General features: G+C 59.3%; 22 protein-coding genes. 16 read left to right on the top strand and 6 right to left on the bottom strand.

Annotated elements, in window-relative coordinates; translation table 11 throughout:
- Nucleotides 1-63: 63 nt before the first annotated feature.
- The 10 genes from betI to yccS all read left to right on the top strand — a co-directional run bounded on the left by betI (nt 64) and on the right by yccS (nt 14829).
- A complete protein-coding gene (betI, locus tag FFI16_RS29135) occupies nt 64-657 on the top strand; it encodes a transcriptional regulator BetI (RefSeq protein WP_010207128.1) in 594 nt (197 codons plus the stop codon).
- Nucleotides 658-766: 109 nt separating this feature from the next.
- Nucleotides 767-2239, top strand: a complete 1473-nt coding sequence (gene betB, locus FFI16_RS29130; RefSeq protein ID WP_017139377.1) for a betaine-aldehyde dehydrogenase — start codon at nt 767-769, stop codon at nt 2237-2239.
- Between the two features lie 144 nt (nt 2240-2383).
- A complete protein-coding gene (gene betA / locus FFI16_RS29125; protein ID WP_138813529.1) occupies nt 2384-4087 on the top strand; it encodes a choline dehydrogenase in 1704 nt (567 codons plus the stop codon).
- A 197-nt stretch (nt 4088-4284) separates the two neighbouring features.
- Nucleotides 4285-5727: a TldD/PmbA family protein gene (locus FFI16_RS29120; protein WP_138813528.1), complete on the top strand. Its 1443-nt coding sequence runs from the start codon at nt 4285-4287 to the stop codon at nt 5725-5727.
- On the top strand, nt 5727-7043 hold the full coding sequence (locus FFI16_RS29115) for a TldD/PmbA family protein (protein ID WP_138813527.1): 1317 nt from the start codon (nt 5727-5729) through the stop codon (nt 7041-7043). The genes FFI16_RS29120 and FFI16_RS29115 overlap by 1 nt, the downstream gene beginning before the upstream one ends.
- Nucleotides 7044-7342: 299 nt before the next feature.
- Nucleotides 7343-8233, top strand: coding sequence for an alpha/beta fold hydrolase (locus FFI16_RS29110; RefSeq protein ID WP_138813526.1), 891 nt, complete (start codon nt 7343-7345; stop codon nt 8231-8233).
- 35 nt (nt 8234-8268) lie between these two features.
- Nucleotides 8269-9696: a multidrug transporter subunit MdtD gene (mdtD, locus tag FFI16_RS29105; RefSeq protein ID WP_138813525.1), complete on the top strand. Its 1428-nt coding sequence runs from the start codon at nt 8269-8271 to the stop codon at nt 9694-9696.
- Between the two features lie 130 nt (nt 9697-9826).
- The gene (gene dbpA, locus FFI16_RS29100; RefSeq protein ID WP_232626477.1) at nt 9827-11164 is read left to right on the top strand and encodes an ATP-dependent RNA helicase DbpA; all 1338 of its coding nucleotides are present in this window, start codon (nt 9827-9829) and stop codon (nt 11162-11164) included.
- 159 nt (nt 11165-11323) lie between these two features.
- Complete coding sequence (locus FFI16_RS29095) at nt 11324-12502, top strand: NAD(P)/FAD-dependent oxidoreductase (RefSeq protein ID WP_138813524.1); 1179 nt, start codon at nt 11324-11326, stop codon at nt 12500-12502.
- Nucleotides 12503-12645: 143 nt separating this feature from the next.
- Complete coding sequence (yccS, locus tag FFI16_RS29090; RefSeq protein ID WP_138813523.1) at nt 12646-14829, top strand: YccS family putative transporter; 2184 nt, start codon at nt 12646-12648, stop codon at nt 14827-14829.
- 94 nt (nt 14830-14923) lie between these two features.
- Here the strand turns inward: yccS and FFI16_RS29085 are convergent, their stop codons facing one another.
- A complete protein-coding gene (locus FFI16_RS29085; RefSeq protein WP_138813522.1) occupies nt 14924-15661 on the bottom strand; it encodes an ABC transporter substrate-binding protein in 738 nt (245 codons plus the stop codon).
- 198 nt (nt 15662-15859) lie between these two features.
- On the opposite strand from FFI16_RS29085, the gene FFI16_RS29080 reads away from it, so the two are divergent.
- Nucleotides 15860-16312 (top strand): GNAT family N-acetyltransferase, encoded by a 453-nt coding sequence (locus tag FFI16_RS29080; protein ID WP_138813521.1) that lies wholly within the window; start codon nt 15860-15862, stop codon nt 16310-16312.
- 104 nt (nt 16313-16416) lie between these two features.
- Here the strand turns inward: FFI16_RS29080 and FFI16_RS29075 are convergent, their stop codons facing one another.
- Genes FFI16_RS29075 through FFI16_RS29065 form a run of 3 tightly spaced genes read right to left on the bottom strand, consistent with a single transcriptional unit; the run spans nt 16417 to nt 19381 of the window.
- On the bottom strand, nt 16417-16713 hold the full coding sequence (locus FFI16_RS29075) for a helix-turn-helix domain-containing protein (protein ID WP_138813520.1): 297 nt from the start codon (nt 16711-16713) through the stop codon (nt 16417-16419).
- 19 nt (nt 16714-16732) lie between these two features.
- Nucleotides 16733-17233: a M48 family metallopeptidase gene (locus tag FFI16_RS29070; protein ID WP_017139389.1), complete on the bottom strand. Its 501-nt coding sequence runs from the start codon at nt 17231-17233 to the stop codon at nt 16733-16735.
- A gap of 42 nt (nt 17234-17275) precedes the next feature.
- Complete coding sequence (locus FFI16_RS29065; RefSeq protein WP_138813519.1) at nt 17276-19381, bottom strand: bifunctional diguanylate cyclase/phosphodiesterase; 2106 nt, start codon at nt 19379-19381, stop codon at nt 17276-17278.
- A gap of 311 nt (nt 19382-19692) precedes the next feature.
- Between FFI16_RS29065 and FFI16_RS29060 the strand changes: the two genes are divergently transcribed.
- Nucleotides 19693-20358, top strand: a complete 666-nt coding sequence (locus tag FFI16_RS29060) for a polysaccharide lyase family 7 protein (protein ID WP_138813518.1) — start codon at nt 19693-19695, stop codon at nt 20356-20358.
- Between the two features lie 43 nt (nt 20359-20401).
- On the opposite strand, the gene FFI16_RS29055 is transcribed toward FFI16_RS29060, so the two are convergent.
- Nucleotides 20402-20797 (bottom strand): hypothetical protein, encoded by a 396-nt coding sequence (locus FFI16_RS29055; protein WP_138813517.1) that lies wholly within the window; start codon nt 20795-20797, stop codon nt 20402-20404.
- 658 nt (nt 20798-21455) lie between these two features.
- Here FFI16_RS29055 and FFI16_RS29045 point away from each other — a divergent pair.
- The 4 genes from FFI16_RS29045 (at nt 21456) to FFI16_RS29030 (ending at nt 24433) form a co-directional block, all read left to right on the top strand.
- Nucleotides 21456-21743, top strand: coding sequence for a fructose-bisphosphate aldolase (locus tag FFI16_RS29045; RefSeq protein ID WP_138813515.1), 288 nt, complete (start codon nt 21456-21458; stop codon nt 21741-21743).
- A 255-nt stretch (nt 21744-21998) separates the two neighbouring features.
- The gene (locus tag FFI16_RS29040) at nt 21999-22871 is read left to right on the top strand and encodes a hypothetical protein (RefSeq protein ID WP_138813514.1); all 873 of its coding nucleotides are present in this window, start codon (nt 21999-22001) and stop codon (nt 22869-22871) included.
- Between the two features lie 83 nt (nt 22872-22954).
- The gene (locus FFI16_RS29035) at nt 22955-23791 is read left to right on the top strand and encodes a hypothetical protein (protein WP_138813513.1); all 837 of its coding nucleotides are present in this window, start codon (nt 22955-22957) and stop codon (nt 23789-23791) included.
- A gap of 303 nt (nt 23792-24094) precedes the next feature.
- Nucleotides 24095-24433, top strand: a complete 339-nt coding sequence (locus tag FFI16_RS29030; RefSeq protein ID WP_138813512.1) for a hypothetical protein — start codon at nt 24095-24097, stop codon at nt 24431-24433.
- Nucleotides 24434-24530: 97 nt separating this feature from the next.
- Here FFI16_RS29030 and fba read toward each other — a convergent pair whose 3' ends face one another.
- A complete protein-coding gene (gene fba / locus FFI16_RS29025; protein WP_003177554.1) occupies nt 24531-25595 on the bottom strand; it encodes a class II fructose-bisphosphate aldolase in 1065 nt (354 codons plus the stop codon).
- Nucleotides 25596-25869 lie beyond the last annotated feature (274 nt).

The raw sequence follows: 25869 nt of genomic DNA, 5'->3' as shown, positions 1-25869 counted from the left end.
TAGACTGGCCATCAAGCCGACGGACGTTTAACGCCCAACGGCAGGCCTAAGGAGAGGTGCTACATGCCCAAGGTCGGTATGCAACCCATACGCCGCCAGCAGTTGATCGAAGCCACTTTGACGGCCATCGATCAGGTTGGAATGGGAGATGCCAGCATTGCGCTGATCGCCCGTTTGGCCGGTGTCTCGAACGGCATCATCAGTCACTACTTTCAGGACAAGAACGGCCTGATCGCCGCGACGATGCGGTACTTGATGAATGTGCTGATAGAGAACGTCCACGAACGCAGGCTTGCGCTGAAGGACGACAGCCCACGGGCGCACCTTCGGGTGATCATCGAGGGCAACTTCGACGCCAGCCAGGTCAACGGACCGGCAATGAAAACCTGGCTGGCCTTCTGGGCCACCAGCATGCACCACCCGTCATTGCACAGGTTGCAGCGGATCAACGATCAACGTCTGTATTCCAACCTGTGCTGCCAGTTCCGCCGAGTGCTACCGCTGCCGCACGCACGCAAAGCAGCCCGAGGCCTGGCGGCCCTGATCGACGGTTTGTGGTTGCGCGGCGCCCTGTCGGGAGACGCTTTCGACACGGAGCAGGCGCAACGGATCGCTTACGAATACATGGACTTCCAATTGGCCAAGCAGGTGAGTTAGAGCACACATAAACGCTCAACCCCTGAACGTCTGCCGCCCAGTGTTGCCACAAACCCATGGCCCACTGGCGGCGGGTAACGCCAACCACTTATGCACTTGCGAGGACTTTATGGCCCGTTTCGAACTGCAAAAACTCTACATTGACGGCGGCTACAGCGACGCTGGCAGCGATGCCACCTTCGAAGCCATCAACCCGGCTAACGGTGAAGTTCTCGCCCAAGTGCAACGCGCCACCAAGGAAGACGTGGAACGTGCCGTGGTCAGCGCCGAAAAAGGCCAGAAAATCTGGGCTGCCATGACTGCCATGGAGCGTTCGCGCATCCTGCGTCGTGCCGTCGACATCCTGCGCGAGCGCAACGATGAGCTGGCCGCCCTGGAGACCCTGGACACCGGTAAAGCCTTCTCCGAAACCCAATACGTCGACATCGTCACCGGCGCCGACGTACTGGAATACTACGCAGGCCTGGTGCCAGCCATCGAAGGCGAGCAGATCCCGTTGCGCGACACTTCGTTCGTCTACACCCGCCGCGAGCCGCTGGGCGTGGTGGCCGGTATCGGCGCGTGGAACTACCCGATCCAGATCGCCCTGTGGAAATCCGCACCGGCCCTGGCGGCGGGTAACGCAATGATCTTCAAGCCAAGCGAAGTCACTTCGCTGACCACCCTGAAACTAGCCGAGATCTACACCGAAGCTGGCGTACCGGCCGGTGTGTTCAACGTGTTGACCGGCAGCGGCCGTGAAGTCGGCACCTGGCTGACCGAGCACCCGCGCATCGAGAAAGTCTCGTTCACCGGCGGCACCGACACCGGCAAGAAAGTCATGGCCAGCGCTTCGAGCTCTTCGCTCAAAGAAGTGACCATGGAACTGGGTGGCAAATCGCCGCTGATCGTGTTCGAAGACGCCGATCTGGATCGCGCCGCCGACATCGCCATGATGGCCAACTTCTACAGCTCCGGTCAGGTCTGCACCAACGGCACTCGCGTGTTCGTGCCCAAGCACCTGCAAGCGGCTTTCGAAGCCAAGATCGTTGAGCGTGTTGCGCGCATTCGTGTTGGCAACCCACAGGACGAAAACACCAACTTCGGCCCGCTGGTCAGCTTCGCCCACATGGAAAGCGTGCTCGGCTACATTGCCAAAGGTAAGGAAGAAGGCGCCCGCGTCCTGTGCGGCGGCGACCGCCTCACCGACGGCGAGTTCGCCAAAGGCGCCTACGTGGCACCGACTGTGTTCACCGACTGCACCGACGAGATGACCATCGTCCGTGAAGAAATCTTCGGCCCAGTGATGAGCATCCTCACTTACGAGACCGAAGAAGAAGTGATCCGCCGCGCCAACGATACCGACTTCGGCCTGGCCGCAGGTCTGGTGACCAAGGACCTGAACCGCGCCCACCGCGTGATTCATCAGCTGGAAGCGGGTATCTGCTGGATCAACGCCTGGGGCGAATCCGATGCCAAGATGCCGGTCGGTGGCTACAAGCAATCCGGCGTTGGCCGTGAGAACGGCATCAGCTCGCTGAACAACTTCACCCGCATCAAATCGGTACAGGTTGAGCTGGGCGACTACGCCTCGGTGTTCTAAATCCGAGCGTTGTACTGCCCGCGAGGCCGCCATCGCGGGCAAGCCCGGCTCCCACATTTTGTGCTGTGTTAACCCAATCAAATGTGGGAGCTGGCTTGCCTGCGATGAGGCCCGACCTGACCATCTCAAAAGAGGGTGCATCCAATGTCCCAAGAATACGATTACATCATTGTGGGTGCCGGCTCCGCCGGTAACACCCTGGCGACCCGTCTGACCGAAGACGAAGGCGTCACCGTCCTGCTGCTGGAAGCCGGCGGCCCGGACTACCGTTTCGACTTCCGTACCCAAATGCCGGCCGCGCTGGCGTTCCCGCTGCAAGGCCGTCGCTACAACTGGGCCTACGAAACCGACCCAGAGCCACACATGGACGGCCGTCGGATGGAATGCGGTCGCGGCAAGGGCCTGGGCGGTTCTTCGCTGATCAACGGCATGTGCTACATCCGTGGCAACGCCCTGGACTACGACAACTGGGCAAAACTGCCAGGTCTGGAAAACTGGACCTACCTCGACTGCCTGCCGTATTTCCGTAAAGCCGAAACCCGCGACATCGGCCCCAACGACTACCACGGTGGCGACGGCCCGGTCAGCGTGACCACGCCTAAAGCCGGCAACAACCCGCTGTTCCACGCCATGGTTGAAGCCGGCGTACAAGCCGGTTACCCGCGTACCGACGACCTGAACGGCTACCAGCAAGAAGGCTTCGGCCCGATGGACCGTACCGTCACGCCTAAAGGCCGTCGCGCCAGCACCGCGCGCGGTTACCTGGACACGGCTAAAAAGCGTTCGACCCTGACCATCGTCACCCACGCCCTCACCGACAAAGTGTTGTTTGAAGGCAAGCGTGCCGTAGGCGTGCGTTACCTGATCGGCGCCGCTGAAGAGCGCGTTGAAGCCCGTGCGCGTAAAGAAGTCCTGGTGTGCAGCGGCGCAATCGCTTCGCCGCAACTGCTGCAACGCTCCGGTGTAGGCCCGGCCAAACTGCTGGAAAGCCTCGATATCCCGGTGGTCCACGACCTGCCCGGCGTCGGCGAAAACCTGCAGGACCACCTTGAGCTGTACCTGCAATACGCCTGCACTCAGCCAGTGTCGCTGTACCCGTCGCTGCTCTGGTACAACCAGCCGGCCATTGGTGCCGAGTGGCTGTTCAACGGCACCGGCATCGGCGCCAGCAACCAGTTCGAAGCGGGCGGTTTTATCCGTACCCGTGAAGAATTCGATTGGCCGAACATCCAGTACCACTTCCTGCCGGTGGCGATTAACTACAACGGCAGCAATGGTGTGAAAGAGCACGGTTTCCAGGCGCACATGGGCTCCATGCGTTCGCCAAGCCGTGGCCGCGTGCAATTGAAGTCGAAGAACCCACGGGACTACCCGAGCATCCTCTTCAACTACATGGCCACCGAGCAGGACTGGCAGGAGTTCCGCGACGGCATCCGCCTGACCCGCGAAATCATGCAGCAGCCGGCGCTGGACCAATACCGTGGCCGTGAAATCAGCCCGGGTATTGACGTGCAAACCGATGAGCAGTTGGACAAGTTCATCCGCGAGCACGCTGAAACTGCGTTCCACCCGTCTTGCTCGTGCAAAATGGGCACCGACGAGATGGCCGTAGTGGATGCTGAAGGCCGCGTGCATGGCATGCAGGGCTTGCGTGTAGTGGATGCGTCGATCATGCCGATCATCACCACCGGCAATCTCAACGCGCCGACGATCATGATCGCCGAAAAAATCGCCGACAAGATCCGTGGCCGCAAGCCACTGCCGCGCAGCACGGCGGATTACTACGTGGCAGGCGATGCGCCGGTGCGTGGCAAGCCGATGCGTGAAGTCGGCCCTACTGCGCAGTAACTGATACACCGCGGTGATCCCATCGCAGGCAAGCCAGCTCCCACATTGAAATGCATTCCAATGTGGGAGCTGGCTTGCCTGCGATGAGGCCCGACCTGACACTGCAAAAGCGCCTCCCTACACTTTCCTTGATCAGTTCCCCGCCCCAGGCCTACTCTGTTGCCTGCCCGCGATGAGCCGCCCACAAGGAAGGCCCCATGTTCGACAAACACCCCACCCTCAAACAGCACTTCAGTGCCCTGCGCACCCGCGCCGAATTCTTCTCGCTGCGTTACGTGCGCGAATCCGGCCAGTACCTGTCGGTCCGCAAGAACGTCGCCGAGCCGCCACACCTTAGCCACGACGAGGGCGCGATGCTCACCGTGCGTCTTAATGGCGTGGAAGCCTACGCCGCGACCAACGATATTTCCCTCGCCGGCCTGCAAGCCGCCCTTGAGCGCGCCGAGCAGCAAGCCCGGCAGATTTCGCCCCACGCCCTGCTCGACTTGCACACACAACAGGTCTCCAGCGACGTGGCCGACTATTTGTCGCCCGACCTCGACCAGCCCTTCCCATCCCTGAGCGACTGCTACCAACTGCTCGGTGATGAATCCGCCAGCGTGCCCAAGGACGGGCGCCTGGTGAGTTGGGAAGTCAGCCTGGGCACCACGCACGTCGAGCAGATCTACCTCAACAGCGCCGGTGCCGAGCTGCGCCAGGCCCAGCGTTTTGTCTTTCCAGGCCTGAGCGTCACCGCCTTCGACGGCAACGACAGCCAGACCCGCACCCTGGGCGGCACCAACTTCGGCCAGCAAGGCAGTGCGAACGTGATTCGCCGCTTCGGCCTGGCCGGCGCCGCCCGCACAGTCGCCGATGAAGCCCTGCAACTGCTGCTCGCGCCGAACACGCCCCACGGCCCACGCGACCTGCTGTTGATGCCTGACCAGATGATCCTGCAGATCCACGAGTCCATCGGCCACCCGCTGGAGCTGGACCGCATCCTCGGTGATGAGCGTAACTACGCCGGCACCAGCTTTGTGAAGGCCAGCGACTTCGGCCACCTGCAATACGGCTCGCCCTTGCTCAACGTGACCTTCGACCCGGACATCCCCGAACAGCTCGCCAGCTATGGGCATGACGACGACGGCACGGCCGCCAGCAAACAATTCCTGATCCGCGATGGCCTGCTGCTCCGTCCCTTGGGCGGCGCGCTGTCGCAATTTCGCGCGAACCTGCCAGGCGTGGCCAACAGCCGTGCGTGCGGCTGGAATCGCCCGCCCATCGACCGCATGGCCAACCTCAATATCGAGGCCGGCGACAAGCCCCAGGCTGAACTGGTCAGCGGCATCGAGCACGGCATTCTGATGAGTACCAACCGCTCCTGGTCCATCGATGACGCGCGCAATAAATTCCAGTTCGGCTGCGAGTGGGGCCAGTTGATCGAAAACGGCGAACTCAAGGGCGTGGTCAAAAACCCCAACTACCGCGCCATCTCCGCGCAGTTCTGGCGCAACCTCAGCGCCGTCGGCGACGCCAGCACCTTCCAGGTCTTGGGCACGCCCAACTGCGGCAAAGGCGAACCCAACCAGGTGATCCGCGTGGGCCACGCCTCACCGGCCTGTGTGTTCAGTGATATCGACGTGTTTGGGGGAGATGCCTGATGAACAACTTCAAGGCACTGGTGGACTGGCTCAAGCAAGCCGTCACCGACAAGGAACAGTTTCACCTGGGCTACGCTGACGAGTCGTCCGAGTTCGTGCGTTTCAACCACGCCAAGGTGCGCCAAGCCGGCCAGGTGCAACAGGCCAGCCTCAACCTCAAACTGATCAACGACGGCCGCCACGCCGACCTCGGCATCACCTTGGCGGGTGAGCCGGCGCTGGATCGCCAGCGCCTCGCCGAGGGCCTGCAGCAACTGCGCGAAACCTTGCCCTTGTTGCCGCAGGATCCGTACCTGCTGCTGAACCACAACGCCTGGCAAAACCACAACGAACAGTTGCGACCGCTGCCCGAGCTGGCCCAGGTGCTGGCAGACATCAGCCAAGCCGCCGAAGGCGTGGACCTGGTGGGCTTCTACGCTGCCGGCCCGATCAGCCGTGGCTTTGCCAGTTCCGACGGCGCGTTCGGCTGGCACCAGGCCAATAGCTTCAACTTTGATTTCAGCCTGTTCCACGCCAACGGCGAGGCGGTGAAGGCCAGCTACGCCGGGCACACCTGGGACAGCGCCGAGTTCGCCGCACGCTTCCAGCAGGCGCGCGAGCAGTTGGAATTTCTTGGCCGCCCGCTGCACCAGCTGCCTCCCGGCCAGTACCGCGCCTACCTTGCCCCGGCGGCGCTGGAAGAAATCTTCAGCATCGTCACCTGGGGCGGGTTTTCCGCCCAGGCCATCGCCAGCAAAGGCAGTTGCCTGCAAAAGCTCTACACGGGTGAGCAGTCGTTGAGCCCGCTGGTGAAGGTCGATGAACAGATCAGCGGCTCGTTGAGCCAGGCGTTTTCCACCGAAGGCTACCCACGCGGCGATGTCACCCTGATCAACGCCGGCAAAGCCGAAGGCCAACTGATCAACTCACGCAGCGCTGCCGAATATGGCCTGAGCACCAACGGCGCCAGCAGCGACGAGTCGCCCAGCGCCTTGCAAATGGCCGCCGGCAACCTGGCCCAGGCCGATATCCTCAAGCAATTGGGCACTGGCTTGTACATCAGCAACCTGTGGTACTTGAACTACTCGGACCTGCCGGCGGCACGCCTGACCGGCATGACCCGCTTCGCCACGTTCTGGGTCGAAGACGGTGAAATCAAGGCGCCGGTGAGCACCATGCGCTTTGACGACAGTGTCTACAGCCTGCTCGGTTCGCAGCTGGAAGCGCTGACCCTTGAACGAGAGCTGCTGCTGTCGGCGAGTACGTACAGCCAGCGCAATACCTCCTCCAACCTGCTGCCGGGTGCGCTGGTCAAGCGCCTGACGCTCACTCTGTAAATACAACTCCCCTTGTGGGAGCGGGCTTGTGTGGGAGCTGGCTTGCCTGCGATGCAGTCACCTCGGTGTGTCAGTCACACCGCAGTGATGCCATCGCAGGCAAGCCAGCTCCCACATAGGCTTGTATTGATTTCAGACACCTCGTTTCACCCCTTCCTACCGCAAAATCCCATCTAACACTTCTCCCCGTGCGGCCTGTTGTCGCCCGCAAAAAACCTCGTTATAACGGTTAGTGGCATCCCGCCACCTATCCCACGAGAGCACGACCTTGCCCGGGAAGGGCAAGCTGGAGCGTTGACATGAATCATGGAAGTTTTGTCATAGAGAAGCTGTTCAAGCACTACAACGTGCATGTCGAGCAGCTAGGAAACGATTCGGGAAAAAACACTGTCTTGATGGTCAACGGTGCACTGTCCACCACGCGCTCTTTCGCGCGAACCAGCAAATGCCTGGCGGAGCATTTCAATGTGCTGCTGTTCGACCTGCCGTTCTCCGGCTATTCGCGCGAGCACAACACCGACCTCGACCTTGTGACCAAGGACGACGAGGTGCAAATCCTGCGCGCGCTGGTGGAGCGCTTCGAGGTCAACCATCTGGTGTCGGCCTCCTGGGGCGGCATCTCCACCTTGCTGACCCTGGCCCATAACCCGCCGTCCATCCAAAGCTCGGTGGTGATGGCCCTGGCGCCCAACCTCAACCAGGCCATGCTCGACTACGTGGAGCGCGTGCGCGTGCTGATCGAGGCCGATGACAAATCCGCCGTCGGCCACTTGCTCAACGAGACCGTCGGCAAATACCTGTCGCCGCGCCTCAAGCGCAACAACCATCGGCACCTGTCGAGCATGGCCACCACCGAATACCGCCAGGCGCGTTTTCATATCCATCAGGTGCTGGCCTTGGGCGATGGCAATTACCTGCCGGCGCTCACAAAAATTGAAACTCCGGTGCACTTCCTCAACGGCGCACTGGATGAATACACGCCGGCGGCCGAGGCCCGGTTGTTCAAGGACTATGTAGGGCGCAGCAGCTTTGCGGTCGCCGAACACACCGGGCATTTACTGGATTTGGAGTCGCGCGAAGCCGCCATGGCGGTACACCGTGCGCTGTTGGATTTCCTGGTGGGAGAGCACGCAACAGTGTCGGAATTAGACGAACCGCCAGTGGGAAAAGGAGCGACGGATGGCGCATAATCGCCAACACATAGCCTGCTAATAAAAGGGTTCACATGCCGAATCGCGCCCCTCTCGATGCCAAGACCGCCCGCTGGCTACCCTGGGTGGTAGCGATTGCCTTCTTCATGCAGTCGCTGGACGGCACGATTCTCAACACTGCCCTGCCGGCCATGGCGCGGGACTTGGCGGAAAACCCGCTGCGCATGCAAGGGGTGGTGATCGCCTACATGCTCACCGTCGCCTTGCTGATCCCGGCTTCGGGCTGGGTGGCCGACCGCTTCGGTACCAAAAAAATCTTCTTCGGCGCGATCATGCTGTTCAGCATCGGCTCCTTGCTGTGCGCCTTGTCGAGCAGCCTGACCATGCTGGTCGGCGCGCGAGTCATCCAGGGCCTGGGCGGTGCGCTGATGCTGCCGGTCGGGCGGCTGGTGGTCCTGCGTGCTTATCCGCGCTCCGAACTGGTGCGCATCATGGGTTTCATCACCATTCCCGGCCTGCTCGGCCCCTTGCTCGGCCCGACCATGGGCGGCTGGATGGTGCAATACCTGACCTGGCACTGGATCTTCCTGATCAACCTGCCCGTGGGCATGGTCGGTTGCTACGCTGTGTGGAAACTCATCCCCGACTTGCGCGGCAGCGAACGCACGCGCTTTGACAGTGTGGGGTTCGTGCTGTTTGGCGCGGCGATGGTGCTGATCACCATCGCCATGGAAGGCCTGGGCGAACTGCACCTGCCGCACCTGCGGGTGATGTTGCTGCTGTTCGGCGGGCTCGCCTGCCTGGCCGCGTACTGGCTGCGCGCCGGGCATATCGATAATCCGCTGTTCTCGCCGGTACTGTTCAAGACCCGTACCTTTGCCGTGGGCATCCTCGGCAACCTGTTCGCCCGATTGGGCAGCGGCGCGCTGCCATTTCTGGTGCCGTTGCTGCTGCAGGTGGCACTGGGTTATTCGCCCTCCGAAGCCGGCATGAGCATGCTGCCGCTGGCGGCGGCGGCGATGTTTGCCAAGTCCATCGCGCGGCCACTGATCGAGCGGCTGGGCTATCGCGTTGTGCTCACCGGCAACACCCTGGCGCTGGGCATCATGCTGGCCAGCATGGGCCTGGTCAGCGAACACACGCCCTACCCGCTGTTGCTATGCATGCTGGCGGTGCTGGGCGCGATCAACTCGCTGCAATTTACCGCGATGAACACCGTCACCCTGATCGACCTGGACGACGCCCAGGCCAGCAGCGGCAACAGTTTGCTCTCGGTGGTGGCGCAATTGTCCTTGAGCCTGGGCGTAGCCTGCGCCGGTGCCCTGCTCGGCGGCTTTACTGCCGAAGCGGGCAATGACGGCGTGGAAAGCGTGCTGGGCGCGTTCCAACTGACCTTCCTTACCGTCGGCATCATGGCCATGCTGGCGGCGGCGATCTTCCTGCAACTGTCGCCAAAAGACGGCAAACGGGTGGTCAGCCGCGAGCACGACCTTGAGCATTAACAGGCTTCTCGTCTAGAACTTGCAGGGAAAATCCCACAGGGCTGGTACACTGCGCGACATTTTGTTTTGCAGAGCCAGTCCCGTGACTACCATCGCCACCGCTTTTAATACTTTGCCCCTGTCCGCCGCCATGCTGGCTAACCTCGACTCGCTGGGTTACGTCGAGATGACGCAGATCCAGGCGCAAAGCTTGCCGGTGATCCTCAAGGGGCTGGACCTGATCGCCCAAGCCAAGACCGGCAGCGGCAAGACCGCCGCCTTCGGCATCGGCCTGCTCAACCCGATCAACCCGCGTTACTTCGGCTGCCAGGCGCTGGTGATGTGCCCGACGCGTGAACTGGCCGACCAGGTCGCCAAGGAAATCCGTCGCCTGGCGCGTGCCGAAGACAACATCAAGGTACTGACCCTGTGCGGCGGCGTGTCCCTCGGCCCGCAGATCGCCTCGCTGGAACACGGCGCCCACGTGATCGTCGGCACGCCAGGCCGTATCCAGCAGCACCTGCGCAAAGGCTCGCTGGTGCTGGACGGCCTGAACACGCTGATCCTCGACGAAGCCGACCGTATGCTCGACATGGGCTTCTACGACGCCATCGAAGACATCATCAGCAAGACCCCGCCACGCCGCCAAACCCTGCTGTTCTCGGCCACCTACCCGGTGAGCATCAAGCAGCTGGCCTCCAAGTTCATGCGTGCGCCGCAGCAGGTGAAGGCCGAAGCCTTCCACTCCGACGACCAGATCGAACAGCGTTTCTACGAGATCTCGCCGGAAGAGCGCATGGACGCAGTGACCAAGGTACTGGCGCATTTCCGCCCGGCCTCGTGCGTGGCGTTCTGCTTTACCAAGCAGCAAGTGCAGGAAACCGTGGATCACCTGACGGCCAAGGGCATTTCTGCCGTCGGCCTGCATGGCGACCTGGAGCAGCGCGACCGTGACCAGGTACTGGCGATGTTCGCCAACCGCAGCACCTCGGTGCTGGTTGCCACTGACGTTGCCGCGCGCGGTTTGGACATTGACTCGCTGGACATGGTGATCAACGTCGAACTGGCCCGCGACTCGGAAATCCACATCCACCGCGTAGGCCGTACCGGTCGCGCCGGTGAGACCGGCATCGCCATCAGCCTGGTGGCGCCTTCCGAAGCACACCGCGCCCAGGCCATCGAGCAACTGCAGAAGTCGCCGCTGAACTGGGACCAACTGGACAACCTCAAGCCGCAAAGCGGTGGCCCGTTGCTGCCACAAATGAGCACCCTGTGCATCGCCGCTGGCCGTAAAGACAAGGTACGCCCAGGCGACATCCTCGGCGCACTGACCGGCGACGCCGGCATCCCGGGTGCCCAGGTCGGCAAGATCGCGATTTTCGACTTCCAGGCATTCGTGGCCGTAGAGCGCGGGATCGCCAAGCAGGCGTTGCAGCGTTTGAATGACGGCAAGATCAAGGGCCGCTCGTTGCGCGTGCGGATCTTGTAAAGATTTCAAGCTATACAGAGATCTAAATGTGGGAGCGGGCTTGCTCGCGAAAGCGGTGGATCAGTCAACTTATTCGGTGGCTGACACTCCGCTTTCGCGAGCAAGCCCGCTCCCACATTTGACTGTATTCCAATTCAGAGTTTGTAAGAGGACACCGTTTTGCGCTCGACCGAAGTTGTGATCATTGGCGCCGGCGCCGCAGGCTTGATGTGCGCACTGACCGCCGCCGGGCGTGGGCGCAAGGTGATGCTGATCGACCACGCCAACAAGGCCGGCAAAAAGATCCTGATGTCGGGCGGTGGCCGCTGCAATTTCACCAATATGTACACCGAGCCGGCCAACTTCCTCTCGCACAACGCGCACTTCTGCAAATCCGCCCTGGCCCGCTACACCCAGTGGGATTTCATCGGGCTGGTGGCCAAGCATGGCGTGCCGTACCACGAGAAAAAACTCGGCCAGCTGTTCTGCGATAACAAGTCCAGCGACATCCTCGGCATGCTGCTCGATGAATGCATCCAGACCGGCGTGAGCCTGCACCTGGACACCTCGATCGAGGAAATTGCCAAGGTCGACGGCGGCTACCAACTGCAAACCACCTTGGGTGAGCTGCGCTGCGAATCCCTGGTGATCGCCACCGGCGGCCTGTCGATTCCGACCCTGGGCGCCACCGGTTTTGGTTACCAAGTGGCCAAGCAGTTTGGCCACGAACTGTTGCCGACCCGCGCAGGTCTGGTGCCGTTTACCATTACCGACCAGCTCAAGGAGTTGTGTGGCGAGCTGTCCGGGACCTCCGTGGACTGCCTGGTGAGCTGCAATGACCAGAGTTTTCGCGAGAACATCCTGTTTACCCACCGTGGCCTCAGTGGCCCGGCGATTTTGCAGATCTCTTCCTACTGGGAGTCCGGTGACACGGTCGAAATCAATCTGCTGCCTGACCACGACGCCCACTCCTGGCTGCAACAGCAACAGGTCGAGCACCCCAACAGCGAGTTGAAAACCCTGCTGGGTGAGATCTTCACCAAGAAGATGGCCAACCTGTTGGCGCAGATCTGGTTTGTGTCCAAGCCGATGAAGCAATACACCCACGCCGAAGTGGCCGACATCGCGCAAAAGTTGTCGAGCTGGCAGTTGGTGCCGGCGGGCACCGAAGGCTATCGCACGGCCGAGGTGACGCTGGGCGGTGTAGACACGCGGGAAGTGTCGTCCAAGACCATGGAATCGCTGAAAAGCCCGGGCTTGTACTTTATCGGCGAAGTGCTGGATGTGACCGGTCACCTCGGTGGGTTCAACTTCCAGTGGGCCTGGGCGTCGGGCTATGCGGCCGCGCAATATGCCTGACAGAACGCTCCCGCATTGATTGCATTCCACATTTAGAATGCAGGCTCTGGAATAAATTTTGCTGTTACATGTGATCGCCACGCTTGCCGTGGCGTCATTACTGGCTCAATTTAGCGGCATCGTCCCGGAAGACTCCAGACTTCATGTCATCGACCTCGTTCAAGCAGTCCATGCGGCGCCTGTGGGCGCTGGATAAATTCAGTTACAGCGTTCGGGTATTCATCGCCCTCACCGGCAGCATGGCGCTGTGCTGGTATCAAAACGAGATGACCCTGCTGATCCCGCTGTTCCTGGGGATTATCGCCAGCGCCCTGGCCGAGACCGATGACAGTTGGCAAGGCCGCCTGAATGCGCTGGCGGTCACGCTGGTGTGTTTCAGTGTCGCCGCACTGTCGGTAGAGCTGCTGTTCCCTTATCCCTGGATCTTCGCCATCGCCCTGGCCCTGGCCAGCTTCTGCCTGACCATGCTCGGCGCGTTGGGCGAACGTTATGGCGCGATTGCATCGGCCACGCTGATTCTGTCGGTGTACACCATGATCGGCGTGGACCAGCGCGGTGGTGCCGTCACTGATTTCTGGCATGAGCCATTGCTGCTGGTGGCCGGCGCCGCGTGGTATGGCGTGCTGTCGGTGCTGTGGCAGGTGCTGTTTTCCAACCAGCCGGTGCAGCAAAGCCTGGCGCGGTTGTTTCGCGAGCTGGGGCGTTACCTCAAGCTCAAATCGTCGCTGTTCGAGCCGATCCGCCAACTGGATGTGGAAGCGCGCCGCCTGGAACTGGCCCAGCAAAATGGCCGGGTAGTGGCAGCGCTGAATGCGGCGAAAGAAATCATCCTGCACCGCGTAGGCAATGGCCGCCCAGGCTCGAAAGTCAGCCGTTATTTGAAGCTGTACTTCCTGGCCCAGGATATCCACGAACGCGCCAGCTCGTCCCACTACCCTTACAACGCCCTGGCCGAAGCCTTCTTCCACAGCGACGTACTGTTCCGCTGCCAGCGCCTGTTGCGCCAGCAAGGCAAGGCTTGCCAGGCCCTGGCCGAGTCGATCCAGCTGCGCCAGCCGTTCATTTATGACGATAGCTTCGCCGAAGCGCTGGGCGACTTGAACGCCTCGCTGGAACACCTGCGCATCCAGAGCAACCCGGCCTGGCGCGGCCTGTTGCGTTCGCTACGAGCCCTGGCCGCCAACCTGTCCACCCTCGACCGTTTGCTTGGCGACGCCAGCAACCCCGACTCCCTGGCCGACGCCACCGACAGCAGCCTGCTGGACCGTGCACCGCGCAACCTCAAGGAAATGTGGACGCGCCTGCGCACGCAACTGACTCCGACCTCACTGCTGTTTCGTCACGCCCTGCGCCTGCCGCTGGCACTGAGTATCGGCTATTGGATGGTGCACTTGATCCACCCGTCCCAAGGCTACTGGATCATCCTCACCACCCTGTTCGTGTGCCAGCCCAACTACGGCGCCACGCGGCGCAAGCTGGGCCAGCGGATCATCGGCACCGCCATCGGCCTGACCGTGGCCTGGGCGCTGTTCGACCTGTTCCCAAGCCCGCTGGTGCAGTCGATGTTCGCCATCGCCGCAGGGCTGGTGTTCTTTATCAACCGCACCACCCGCTACACCCTGGCCACGGCGGCGATCACCTTGATGGTGTTGTTCTGCTTCAACCAGGTGGGCGATGGCTACGGGCTGTTCCTGCCAAGGCTGTTCGATACCCTGCTGGGCAGCTTGATTGCCGGCCTGGCGGTGTTCCTGTTCCTGCCGGACTGGCAAGGCCGGCGCCTGAACAAAGTGCTGGCCAATACCCTGACCTGCAACAGCATCTACCTGCGCCAGATCATGCAGCAATACGCCGCCGGCAAGCGCGACGACCTGGCCTACCGGCTAGCGCGGCGCAATGCGCACAACGCCGATGCGGCGCTGTCGACCACCCTGGCGAACATGCTGATGGAGCCCGGGCATTTCCGTAAGGAGGCCGATGTGGGCTTCCGCTTCCTGGTGCTGTCGCACACCTTGCTCAGCTACCTTTCCGGGCTGGGTGCGCACCGTGAAACCCAGCTACCCGCCGATGTGCGTGAGCATTTGATCGACGGGGCCGGTAACAGCCTGGCGGCGAGTATCGACGAGATTGCTACAGGGCTGGCCAACAAGCAGCCAATCGCGATTCAGAGTGATGCCGAGGAGGCGTTGGCGGCGGACCTGGAGCAGATGCCCGATGAGATTGATGAGGGGCAGCGATTGGTGCAGACACAACTGGCGTTGATCTGCCGGCAGTTGGGGCCGTTGCGCACGTTGGCGGCGCATCTGATCAAAGATACCAGCGCCGCGTAGACCGCCATCGCAGGCAAGCCAGCTCCCAGATTTGACTGTGTTCACAAATCAAAATGTGGGAGCTGGCTTGCCTGCGATGGGGCCAGCAGAAACACTACATCCCATGCTCCTTCATCAACTTTGCATAACTGCCATCTGCCTTCATCCTGGCAATCTCCCGATCAAAGCTGGCCACGATCTGCTCATGCTCGGGGTTCTTCAGGCTCACCAGAATATGCAGGCTGTTCTCGCTCAGCGGCTTGGGTAAAAACTCCACTGCATTGCGCACCCGTGGCGACTCCCGTGCCAGGTAATAGCGGGCCACGAACTCATCTTCCAGCGTCAGCTTGACGCGATTGGCCGCCAGCATGCGCACCGCCATGGCGAAGTTGTGCACCGGCACTTTCTGCAACTGCGCATCCTGGTCGAACGCCGCCGAATAGGCATAGCCGCGCACCACCGCGATGGGGTCGTCGTGCAGTTGTTCCAGGTTCTGATAGTCGATGGGGTCGTCGCGGCGCTTGATAAAGCGCACGCGGTTAAGCAGGTATTCGCCGGAAAACTGGCCCAGCTTGGTGCGGGCATCGTCGTACCAGGCGTTGATCAACACGTCGTAACGGCCATCGCCCACCCCCATCAGCGCGCGCGCCCAGGGCACCTGTTCGAAATCACTGGCATAGCCTGCCCGGGCCAGCGCCGTACTGACGATATCGGTGGCCAGGCCGCCGTTGATCAAAGTGGAATCGGTAAAGGGTGGCCAAGCATCCGCTACCAGGCGCAGGCGCTGCGCCACCGCCGGCTGGGCCAGCAACAGCACTCCTATCAAAGCAACGGCACGAGAAAATCGCGGCATGCTCAAAGTCCTTGGCGGGCAGGCATTGGCCTGATAACAGTAGCTCATCAATGAGCCTGCATTGCAGATTACACAAAGAAGCCGGTGGCGATCGGACTGAATGATGGCAAATTGACGCCATTCACAAAAATGCTCAATTTAGACAGGACAGGCGGCGGCGCTTACTATCGGCCACAGACATTAATAAGGGAAAACGCCATGACGGTTGAATGGGTCTGCAAACATCACGAAGACCTCGGCAAAGAGCAGCTGTACGCCATTATGCGTTTGCGCAATGAGGTGTTCGTCGTCGAGCAAAAATGCGTTTATCAAGACCTCGACGGGCAGGATCTTTCCGGCGATACCCACCACTTGATGGCCTGGAAGGATGACGTGCTGGTGGCTTACCTGCGCCTGCTGGACCCGGAATCACAGGGCGGCGATGTGGTAATTGGCCGGGTAATCGTCGCGCCGGTGGCACGCGGTAGCGGGTTGGGGCACCAGATGATGGAAGAAGCCCTCAAGCGCATTGAAGACATCTGGCCGCAGACGCCGATTTATCTGTCAGCCCAGGCGCATTTGCAGGGGTATTACGGGCGGTATGGGTTTGAGGTGGCGGGTGAGGAATACCTGGAGGATGACATTCCCCATATTGGTATGCGGCGCCAGTAAGGACGCCATCGCAGGCAAGCCAGCTCCCACATTTTGATTTGCGAACACTTCAAGTGTGGGAGCTGGCTTGCCTGCGATGAGGCCAGACCTGCTGGGCACCCTGCTCAGGGATAACCCAACACCTGCTTGATTGCCGCAAGGTTCGCCTCGATCCAGCGCCGCTCAATCGCGCCCCAGCTACGAATCCGATAACGCCCGGCATGGTTGCGCGCACCATCCTCCTGCTCGAATTCACACACGATATCCAGATCAGCCAACGCCGCAATCGTGTCCTGCGCCGTGCGCCGTGGCATGCCGGTGGCGTCGGTGAGTGCCGGCACGCTGCTGGCCTGGCCGCTGTCGATCAGGTAGGCCACATACAGGCGGCGGTAGAAACTGCTTTTGGTCTTGCTCACATCCATGCTCGAACGCCTTGTGAAGTTAGGGCTTGCCCTGCAAGTCGCGATACGTGAGGTACACCCGCAGGTCGAATTCCACCTGATGGTAGCCCGGCATCATGTACTCACAGAGTTTATAGAACGCCTTGTTGTGGTCCGATTCCTTGAAGTGCGCCAGCTCGTGCACCACGATCATGCGCAGAAACTCCGGCGCGGCTTCCTTGAACAGCGCCGCAATACGGATCTCTTTCTTGGCTTTGAGATTACCGCCCTGCACCCGTGAAATCGTGGTGTGCAGGCCCAGGGCGCGGTGGGTGAGGTCCAGGCGGTTGTCGAACAGCACTTTGTCGATGGCCGGCGCGTTACGCAGGTGTTCCTGCTTGAGCGCCAAGGCATAGCTGTATAACGCCTTGTCGCTCTGCACGCCGTGGCGTTCGGGGTAGCGTTGCTCCAGGTAGGCGCCCAACTGGTCCTTGGCGATCAATTGGCGCACTTGCTCCTGGAGCGCTGCGGGGTAGGCCTGGAGGTATTTCAACGCGGTCATGGGGTTCTGCGACAGGGTTTGAAGGCCGCCAGTGTAGCGAATTCACAGCAGACGAGGGTGAGACCAGGCAGCCACTTCCTCCGCCACCAGCGGTTGGGCCGCCAACGGCCCCTGAATATAGGCGCAGCCGTTGGCCTTGAGCCACGTTGACTGCTCGAGGGTTTCCACGCCCTCGGCGATCACTAACACCTCAAAATGTGCGCACAACTGAATGATACTGCGCGCCATCGCCGCGTCCCGTACCGAGCCTGGCAGGCGCGCCACCAGTTGCGGGTCGAGCTTGAGCGTATCGAACTCCAGGTCCCGCAGATGGGCCAGGGAGCATTGGCCCAGGCCGAAGTCATCCAAGGCAGTGCGCACGCCGATCTGGCGCAATAACTTGAGCTGCTTATGGGTCTCTTCAAGGTTACTCATCAGGCTGTCTTCGCTGATTTCCACCTCCAGCTGGCGCCCCTGTAACCCATGCCGCTCGAGTACCTGCTGCAGTTGGCTGGCAAGGTTGGGCATATTGAACTGGCTGGCACTCAAGCTCACGCTCAGCACCAGCTCTTCATCGAAGGTGGCTTGCCAGGCTTGGCGCTGCTCGGCGACTTGCTGGTAGATCCAGGCGCTCAACTGGCTGATCAGACGCGCCTCTTCCAGCAGCGGCAAGAACAAGCCCGGCGGCACATCGCCGACGCTGGGGTGCTGCCAGCGCAACAGCGCTTCGACGCCACGCAAGCGCCCGTCTTCCAGCGAGACCTGGGGCTGGTAGACCAGGGTGAAATCCTTGTTTTGAATCGCGGTGCGCACGCTGTCTTCCAGCATCAGCCGCGAACGGGCACGGCCGTTCATTTCCTGATCGTAATAGCGATATTGCTGACGCCCCGCGCGCTTGGCTTCGTACATGGCGATATCCGCCGCACGCAACAGGCCACTCAGGTCAGAACCGCAGTCCGGGAATGTGGCGATGCCGATGCTGACACCGAGCATCACCTCCAACCCGTCGACTTGCTGGCACACAGACACCCGTTCGATCAGTTTTTCCGAAATCTTGGCGGCCTGCTCCGGGAACTCCAGCTCCAGCAACGCGGTGAACTCATCCCCGCCCATACGCCCGAGAATGTCGTAGGAGCGCAGGCAGGCCTGCATCTGCTCCGAGACCCAGCGCAGCACGCGGTCACCGGCGTCGTGGCCCAACGAGTCGTTGACCCGCTTGAAACCGTCCAGGTCCAGGTACAGCAATACCAGCGACTGCTCGTTACGCTCGCTGCGCAGCAAGGTGTTCTCCACCGCCTGGTGAAAGCCGCGTCGGTTCAACAGCCCGGTCAGCGGATCGGTCACCGCCTGGAACTCCAGTTGCTGATGCAGGTGGCGCACCTCGGACATGTCCAGCACGGTCACCACCATGGCCTTCTGCTCGGCGGGCAGCGGCGCGCAGGACAACGCCACCGGCACCTGCTGGCCACGACCGGTGCGCAAAATCGCGTCGTGCTGGCGCCACGTTTCGCCCCGGCGGTAGGCCTCGTACATCGGGAAACTCAACCACGCGGGCACATGGGGCTTTTGCAGGAAGCTTAAGAAGCTCTCGCCCTGCAACTCGGCCATCGTGGCGTTCAGCAAGCGTGAAATAGCCGGGTTGGCGTACTCGATCACACTTCCCTCGCCCACCACCAACAAGCCTTCGGCGGCGTTGTCGAGCACCGAGGCGTTAAAGGCACGCGCCTGCTCCAAGTCGTGGCTCAGGCGCTGCAAGGCACGGCGATTGCGCTGGTGCTCCAGCAGAGCCTGGACCTTGGGCTTTAGGACCTGCGGGTCAAAGGGTTTGAACAGATAGTCGATCGCACCGCTGGCATAGCCTTCCTGCACGGCGGCGGACGATTGAGCGTGGGCGGTGAGGAAGATAATCGGCGTCATGCGCGTGCGCTGGCTGCCGCGCATCAGGCGCGCGACTTCAAAGCCATCCATGCCGGGCATGCGCACGTCCAGCAACACCAGGTCGACCTCATGGACAAGTAGCAACTCCAAGGCTTCCAACCCGGAAGCGGCCGTAATCACGTGCCAGTCTTCACGCTGCAAAAGCGCACGCATGCTGATGAGGTTCTCCGGGTAGTCATCGACTACCAAAAGAACCGAACTGCCATCGCCGTGGTGTGGAGCGCAATCCATGCTACGTCTCTTCCTTGAGGGGCTGCACCGGTCACTTCTGCTACAAAAACCGGACAAACACTGAGGGCTCACTCTAGCCCCGCTTTAAAAAAAGCAGAAGTGACGTGGGTGCCATCATTGCGCCAAAGCTCAGGAAGCCGACTAACGGTCAAGCCCTACAGCCCACGGCCTGTGGGAAACATGGCTTTTTGGCATTTAGCTGACGCCAATAATTTGCCACAAACTGTTTAACAACCGGACAACCACCGCCTATAAAGAACCTGTGCAGCCCTCGGGCTAAAGCCTTCACCCCTCTGTAAAAGGCCAACACCATGATCGACCTTTCCACCTGGAACCTGAGCATTCCGGTCGGCTCCCCGCCCACGACCATCGACACCCCCAAGCTGCTGAGCGGCTTCAAAGACCAGTACTTCCAGGCCGAAGGCAGCAACGTGCAATTCTGGACACCCGTGACCGGCACCCGCACCGAAAACGCCATCTACCCACGCAGCGAGTTACGCGAAACCTACGCCGATGGGCGCCTGCGCAACTGGACTTACAACGAGGCCAACAACTTCCTGCGCGCCACCGTGGCGGTCAACCAGGTGCCCTCCAGCGGCAAAGTGGTCATCGGCCAGATCCACGCGTATGACAGCCAGAAACCGCTGATCAAACTGGAGTACCAATTCAAGGAAAAAACCCAGACCGGCAACATCGTCGCCAAGGTGCGCATGCGCCCGGATGATGGTGAGGGGCGTGTGATTACCGTCGCCAGTAACGTGCCATTGGAGAAGAGCTTCACCTATGTGATCAACCTCAATAAGGCCGGCTTGCTCAACGTATCTGCCGCAGACGGCCAATGGAACGAGCGCATAGGCGCCGCGTGGGGTGCGAAACCGCTGTACTTCAAGGCAGGGGTGTACGTGCAGGACAACAGCGGCGACAGCAAGGAAGGCGCGCGGGTGACGTTTGCCAAGTTGGACATTGATCACGAGTAGCGCGCAAAAGAAGCCCCGTTAACAGCGGGGCTTCTTAGAAGGTTTATTCAACGCACATCAACATAAAGCCCATCGATGAATCGCCGGCGGGTTTGTTATCGCCGACTTTGAGTGTTAATACGTTAACGTAGTTTATGGCCGGGACACTGCCCAACTTGGCATGACCATAGAAGATATGTTCGTTGGAGCTCACATCGGTGACCGACACCGTGCAGAATCGTGGCGGCATTTTAAACACGCCGGGCAGGAATCTGACTTTATACTCTGAAAAATAATCAGGCTGAGCAGTCCATTTTACTGTTTTCACCCACTTAGGCGACTGCGCAATGACTTGCCCAATACCGTTAATGGTGGCGGTAAATATTCGACCCTCCGCGTAAGCGAAAGACCCTGCTGCCATCAACGCCATGATCACGCCGGTAGTTTTAATAAAGCCCATTATCAATTCTCCTTCATTGAATAGATTTACAGGGCAACCTTAAATGATTCGGGACGGATAAAAGCGCACTTTTAATGGCGTACAAATAAAACAGAAAACCTATAAAGACACAGGGAAATCTACTGACTGGTTTCAGGACACTTCCGATTGCAAACAACTTTTGAGTCGCCACTATTCGTAGGCAAACTCCGACAGACACAAAGACTATTCTCGGATTAATCCAACAATTTAAACTCACCACCGAACCCTGTGGGAGCCGGGCTTGCCCGCGATGGCGGTGTATCAGCCAACATCAGCAGTGCCAGACACACCGCCATCGCGGGCAAGCCCGACTCCCACATTGGATCTCCATCGATTTGGAGATCGAGGTTGGTCCTACACGACCGTTGCGGGCAGACAGATCGCCGCTTATAGTTCGCCCCGTCGCTGAGAACAGCGACAGGGTTTCGCAGCCCTAACGATACGTGTGTAACCGAGCATCATGAATGCAACGAGGAGCGCTTCTGCGCCCGACGTTAACTTTATGGTGGCTGTGTGTGGGAGACCTTCGGGTCTGCCGGGTTCCTCGTATCCTCGGTCTGCGAACCCGCACACAGCTACCACCCATTCGTTTCGCAGCGATCGGCGGTAGTCCTTCTAGATACGAGGAATATTTGCCATGACTGAACAACTACCGCCCCGCCGCTTCTACCCCTGCACCGAGTCCGCCACCGAATCACCCGTGCTCTTGATCGACAGCGCCGCCCCACTGCCCGACCTCCACGCCTGCCTGCGCGAACGCCTCAACGCCGCCCTCGAACACCTCAACCTGATGGCCTGCTCCAGCCTGCCGGACTTCGCCGAGCGCGACCTGAATAACGTGGCCAATACCGCACGTATCCTGGTGCAGGACGTGAGCGACGTGTTCCGCGTCATCGAGCACCGAGGCTTGGATACCGCCGCCTGATCAGATCCCGGCGACAAAAAGCCCGCATCGCTGCGGGCTTTTTAATGTCTCGCCTATGACAAATTGCTCGCGTCCGAACAAATAAAAATGTAACTAATGGACCTGCCACTCATAAGGAATTCGAATATCAACAGTAGCCAAACACACTAAAAAACTGTCATTTTTCACAGGTGCATCGGCCACAAAAAACAATCAATGTCCCAACATCCTGAATAAAACGTCGTGACCTACTGAACCTTAAAAAGGACGTCCATCATGCCCAGCCCTCTCGCCCCCACTATTACAGCCGCTAAAGACTCCGCGGGAAATAATCTCCCCAACAATAAGGGCACCGTTACAGACGGCAGCATTACTCTCAGCGGCTTAGGCTTTCCAGGGATAACACTCAATATCAGTGTCACAACGGGCGGCACTGCGCAGACGCCTTCAACTGCCAGCGTCCTGGTAAGCGCCAATGCGACATGGACAGCCACTCTGACAGGTTTACCAGCCGGCATGACGGTCGTCGCATTTACCGAAGACCCCACAAACTCAGTCACCGCACCGCCGCCAGGAACAGTCTCATGGAGCTTTACAGTCACACCACCTGCACAGTCGGCTGTGTTAGAAAACTTTGAAGGTTTGAACGGCATTTTTTTTGAAAATCATTCGAGAACGTGTACTGACCGTGATATCGGCATTCATTACCAAGGCGCCAACAAAGGCCGTTTTATGCCTTCAAGATTGGTGTGGGCCTACAGCGTGCCCGCTGGCCAAGTGATCCAAAATGGCGTAGGAGAGCCAAAGGGAAATGTTTTTTGCATGAGCCACTACCCCGAGACGCCCATGGGCGGCGAGGCCATTCTAACCCTCTATTTACGTGACCCTAACAGCAACACCTGTACGCCACTTTCCAAAGCCACTTTTAAATATACATCGAGCGTCGATTGCACCGTGTATGCGAGAGATAACAACTCGAAGATACTGGATCAAAAAACGCTGCCCATTGCCCACACAACGCCTTTACCCGTCACGTTGACCGCACCTGGCATAGCCACGATAGAAATACATTCGGTACCCGTTAATGCCGCTACTACACTGGGGTGGTCTGCAATGATTGGAGAGGTCGAGTTAACTCCAGGGCCATAAAAACGCCCATCACAAATCAAGCTCGCCGCTGGCAACTATCCTTCGCTAGATACGGTTTTACTCACCCAATAAGGACCCGTATTATGCCCAGCTCTATCCCGCCAAAAATCACAACCATCAAAGATAGCGCAGGGAACAATATTCCAAAAAATGGAATTGTCGCAGGTGGCAGCACTGACTTAACCGGCACGGGTTTTCCCGGCGTCACACTCACTATCAGCGTAATGACTAACGGTGTCGTGCAGGTGCCCACAACGCCCACTGTACTCATAGACTCCGGAGGGAAATGGACCACAACTTTAATTGGCTTGCCCGCAGGCACGACGGTTGTCACCTTTACCGAATCAGTCAACGATCCTGCCGTCAACCCTCCGCCAGGAGCAACCTCATGGAATTTCAAAGTAGTGCCAGGGATAAAAGAACACTTTGGAGATCTTATTGGGCAAACGTTCGAGATGCACTGGAGACATATAACCTACAACAACATTCACATTTATTACAACAGTGCCAACACAGGAAGCATTAGAGCGGCCAGGGAGTTTTGGACGCAGACATCAGCACAGTTCAAAGGAAAACTCGACGGCAACGTATTGTGCGTGGATTACCATCCCACGGCTGTCAGCCACGCTGATTCTCTGATTACATTTACGCTAGCCAAATCGAAAGATGACAATACGGCCATCCCCTTTTCAAAGGTCAGCTTCTACTATCTCAGCCAGTTTCCTTGCACCGTTACCACCAAAGACCTCAACAACCGCTCACTGGAAGAAAAAACACTTTTTGTCAGCCCAGCAATTCCTTTGCCTGCTTCTTTCTCATCACCTAACACTTTCTCGATTACTGTATGCATTCCCGCTTCCCAAAAAACCTACTCACCTAGCTGGTCGTTTATTGTTGGAAACCTGGAAATCACTCCTTAATTACAGATTGCACGCTTACCATTTTCAATAAACCCAGCCCTTTTATCTCTTTGCCTCCCAACCACTACCACTGTGCCGCTACACCCCATGCACCGAAACCGGCCTGCCGGACTTCGCCGAGTGCGGTCTGAATAGTGTGGCGATAACGTGCGAACCCTCAACTGGCCTTATGTCATTTTCGCTGAATACTTAGTTCTAAATCCTCTAAATAACTGTCAATTGTCACAGGTCCCCTGAAGTGCAGCGCGCGTTATTTTAAGTTTTCATTACTTTTGCAGTCACCACCATACGAGGAACGAAGCCATGACAATGCCTAACCCAATGGGTACCTATATCGGAGGAAGCGCCACGGGGTCCAAACAACTAACTATTACCACGGCTAACAGCAGCAGTGGAGCTATAACGGCTGACTTTCATGACGGCAAAGATGCTTATTCGCTGACAGGAACATATAAATTCGCCAACGCTGAAAAAGGCGGACCTGCGAGCTTCATCTTGGAAGGCGCACCCGGAGCAAAGATAGCCTATAGGTTTTCACTGGTTTCAAATGTAGTAACCGAGAGCACACCCTTCCAAAAACTTACCGGAAATTTTTGGGTTAATAACTCTGCCGGGACTATGGAGCTCACAAAATCCAACTAAGCTCTGGGCCTTTTAAACAATCGAAACCTACCTGCAGATCACTATGAAAAAACCCGCGTGGTAGCGGGTTTTTTCAATATAGGTAACATACTAACGCTTAGTTCACCTTGGCGTTCAATTCACCTTTGAGGTAACGCTGGTACATGGCTTCCAACGAGATCGGTTTGATCTTCGAAGCATTACCGGCAGTACCAAACGCTTCGTAGCGAGCGATACACACATCACGCATGGCCGTTACGGTGGCGCCGAAGAATTTACGGGGGTCAAATTCGCTCGGGTTGGTGGCCATCAGGCGACGCATTGCGCCGGTGGATGCCAAACGCAGGTCGGTGTCGATGTTGACCTTGCGCACGCCGTACTTGATGCCTTCGACGATTTCTTCAACCGGCACGCCGTAGGTTTCTTTGATGTCGCCGCCGTACTGGTTGATGATCGCCAGCCACTCTTGCGGTACCGAGGAAGAACCGTGCATCACCAGGTGGGTGTTAGGGATGCGCTTGTGGATTTCCTTGATGCGGTCGATGGCCAGCACGTCGCCGGTCGGTGGCTTGGTGAACTTATAGGCGCCGTGGCTGGTGCCGATGGCGATGGCCAGGGCGTCAACTTGGGTCTTTTTCACGAAGTCAGCGGCTTCTTCCGGGTCGGTCAGCATCTGGCTGTGATCCAGCACGCCTTCGGCGCCGATGCCGTCTTCTTCGCCGGCCATACCGGTTTCCAGGGAACCCAGGCAGCCCAGCTCGCCTTCAACCGAAACACCACAGGCGTGAGCCATGGCCACGGTTTGCTGGGTCACGCGTACGTTGTACTCGTAGTCGGTTGGGGTCTTGCCGTCTTCGCCCAGGGAGCCGTCCATCATCACCGAGCTGAAGCCCAGCTGAATGGAGCGCTGGCACACGTCAGGGCTGGTGCCGTGGTCCTGGTGCATGCACACCGGGATGTGCGGGAATTCTTCGATAGCGGCGAGGATCAGGTGACGCAGGAACGGGGCGCCAGCGTATTTGCGCGCACCGGCCGAAGCCTGGACGATCACGGGGGAGTCGGTCTTGTCAGCGGCTTCCATGATGGCGCGCATCTGCTCAAGGTTGTTGACGTTAAAGGCTGGGACGCCGTAGCCGAACTCGGCTGCGTGGTCCAGCATTTGACGCATGCTGATAAGTGCCATTGTGTTGTCTCTCCCGGTCGAGGGTCGTTAATCGTGCAAGCCTGCCGTAGCGGCGGCTGCTATTCAAGTTATTGCAGATCAAGGGGTTAAGCTTGAGCTGCTGAATCGTTATTGCAGTGTCCGGTTTACACATGAGTGACTTTGGAACCGGATCAATGTGGGAGCTGGCTTGCCTGCGATGGGGGCAGATCAGACAACATCTGTTTTGCTGACCCACCGCAATCGCAGGCAAGCCAGCTCCCACATTTTGATCTCATTTATCTTGAGATCGTGT

Source organism: Pseudomonas sp. KBS0710 (assembly GCF_005938045.2).
Lineage (GTDB): Bacteria > Pseudomonadota > Gammaproteobacteria > Pseudomonadales > Pseudomonadaceae > Aquipseudomonas.
The sequence above is the reverse complement of the archived record's forward strand: the minus strand, read 5'-3'. Positions and strand labels throughout refer to the sequence as shown.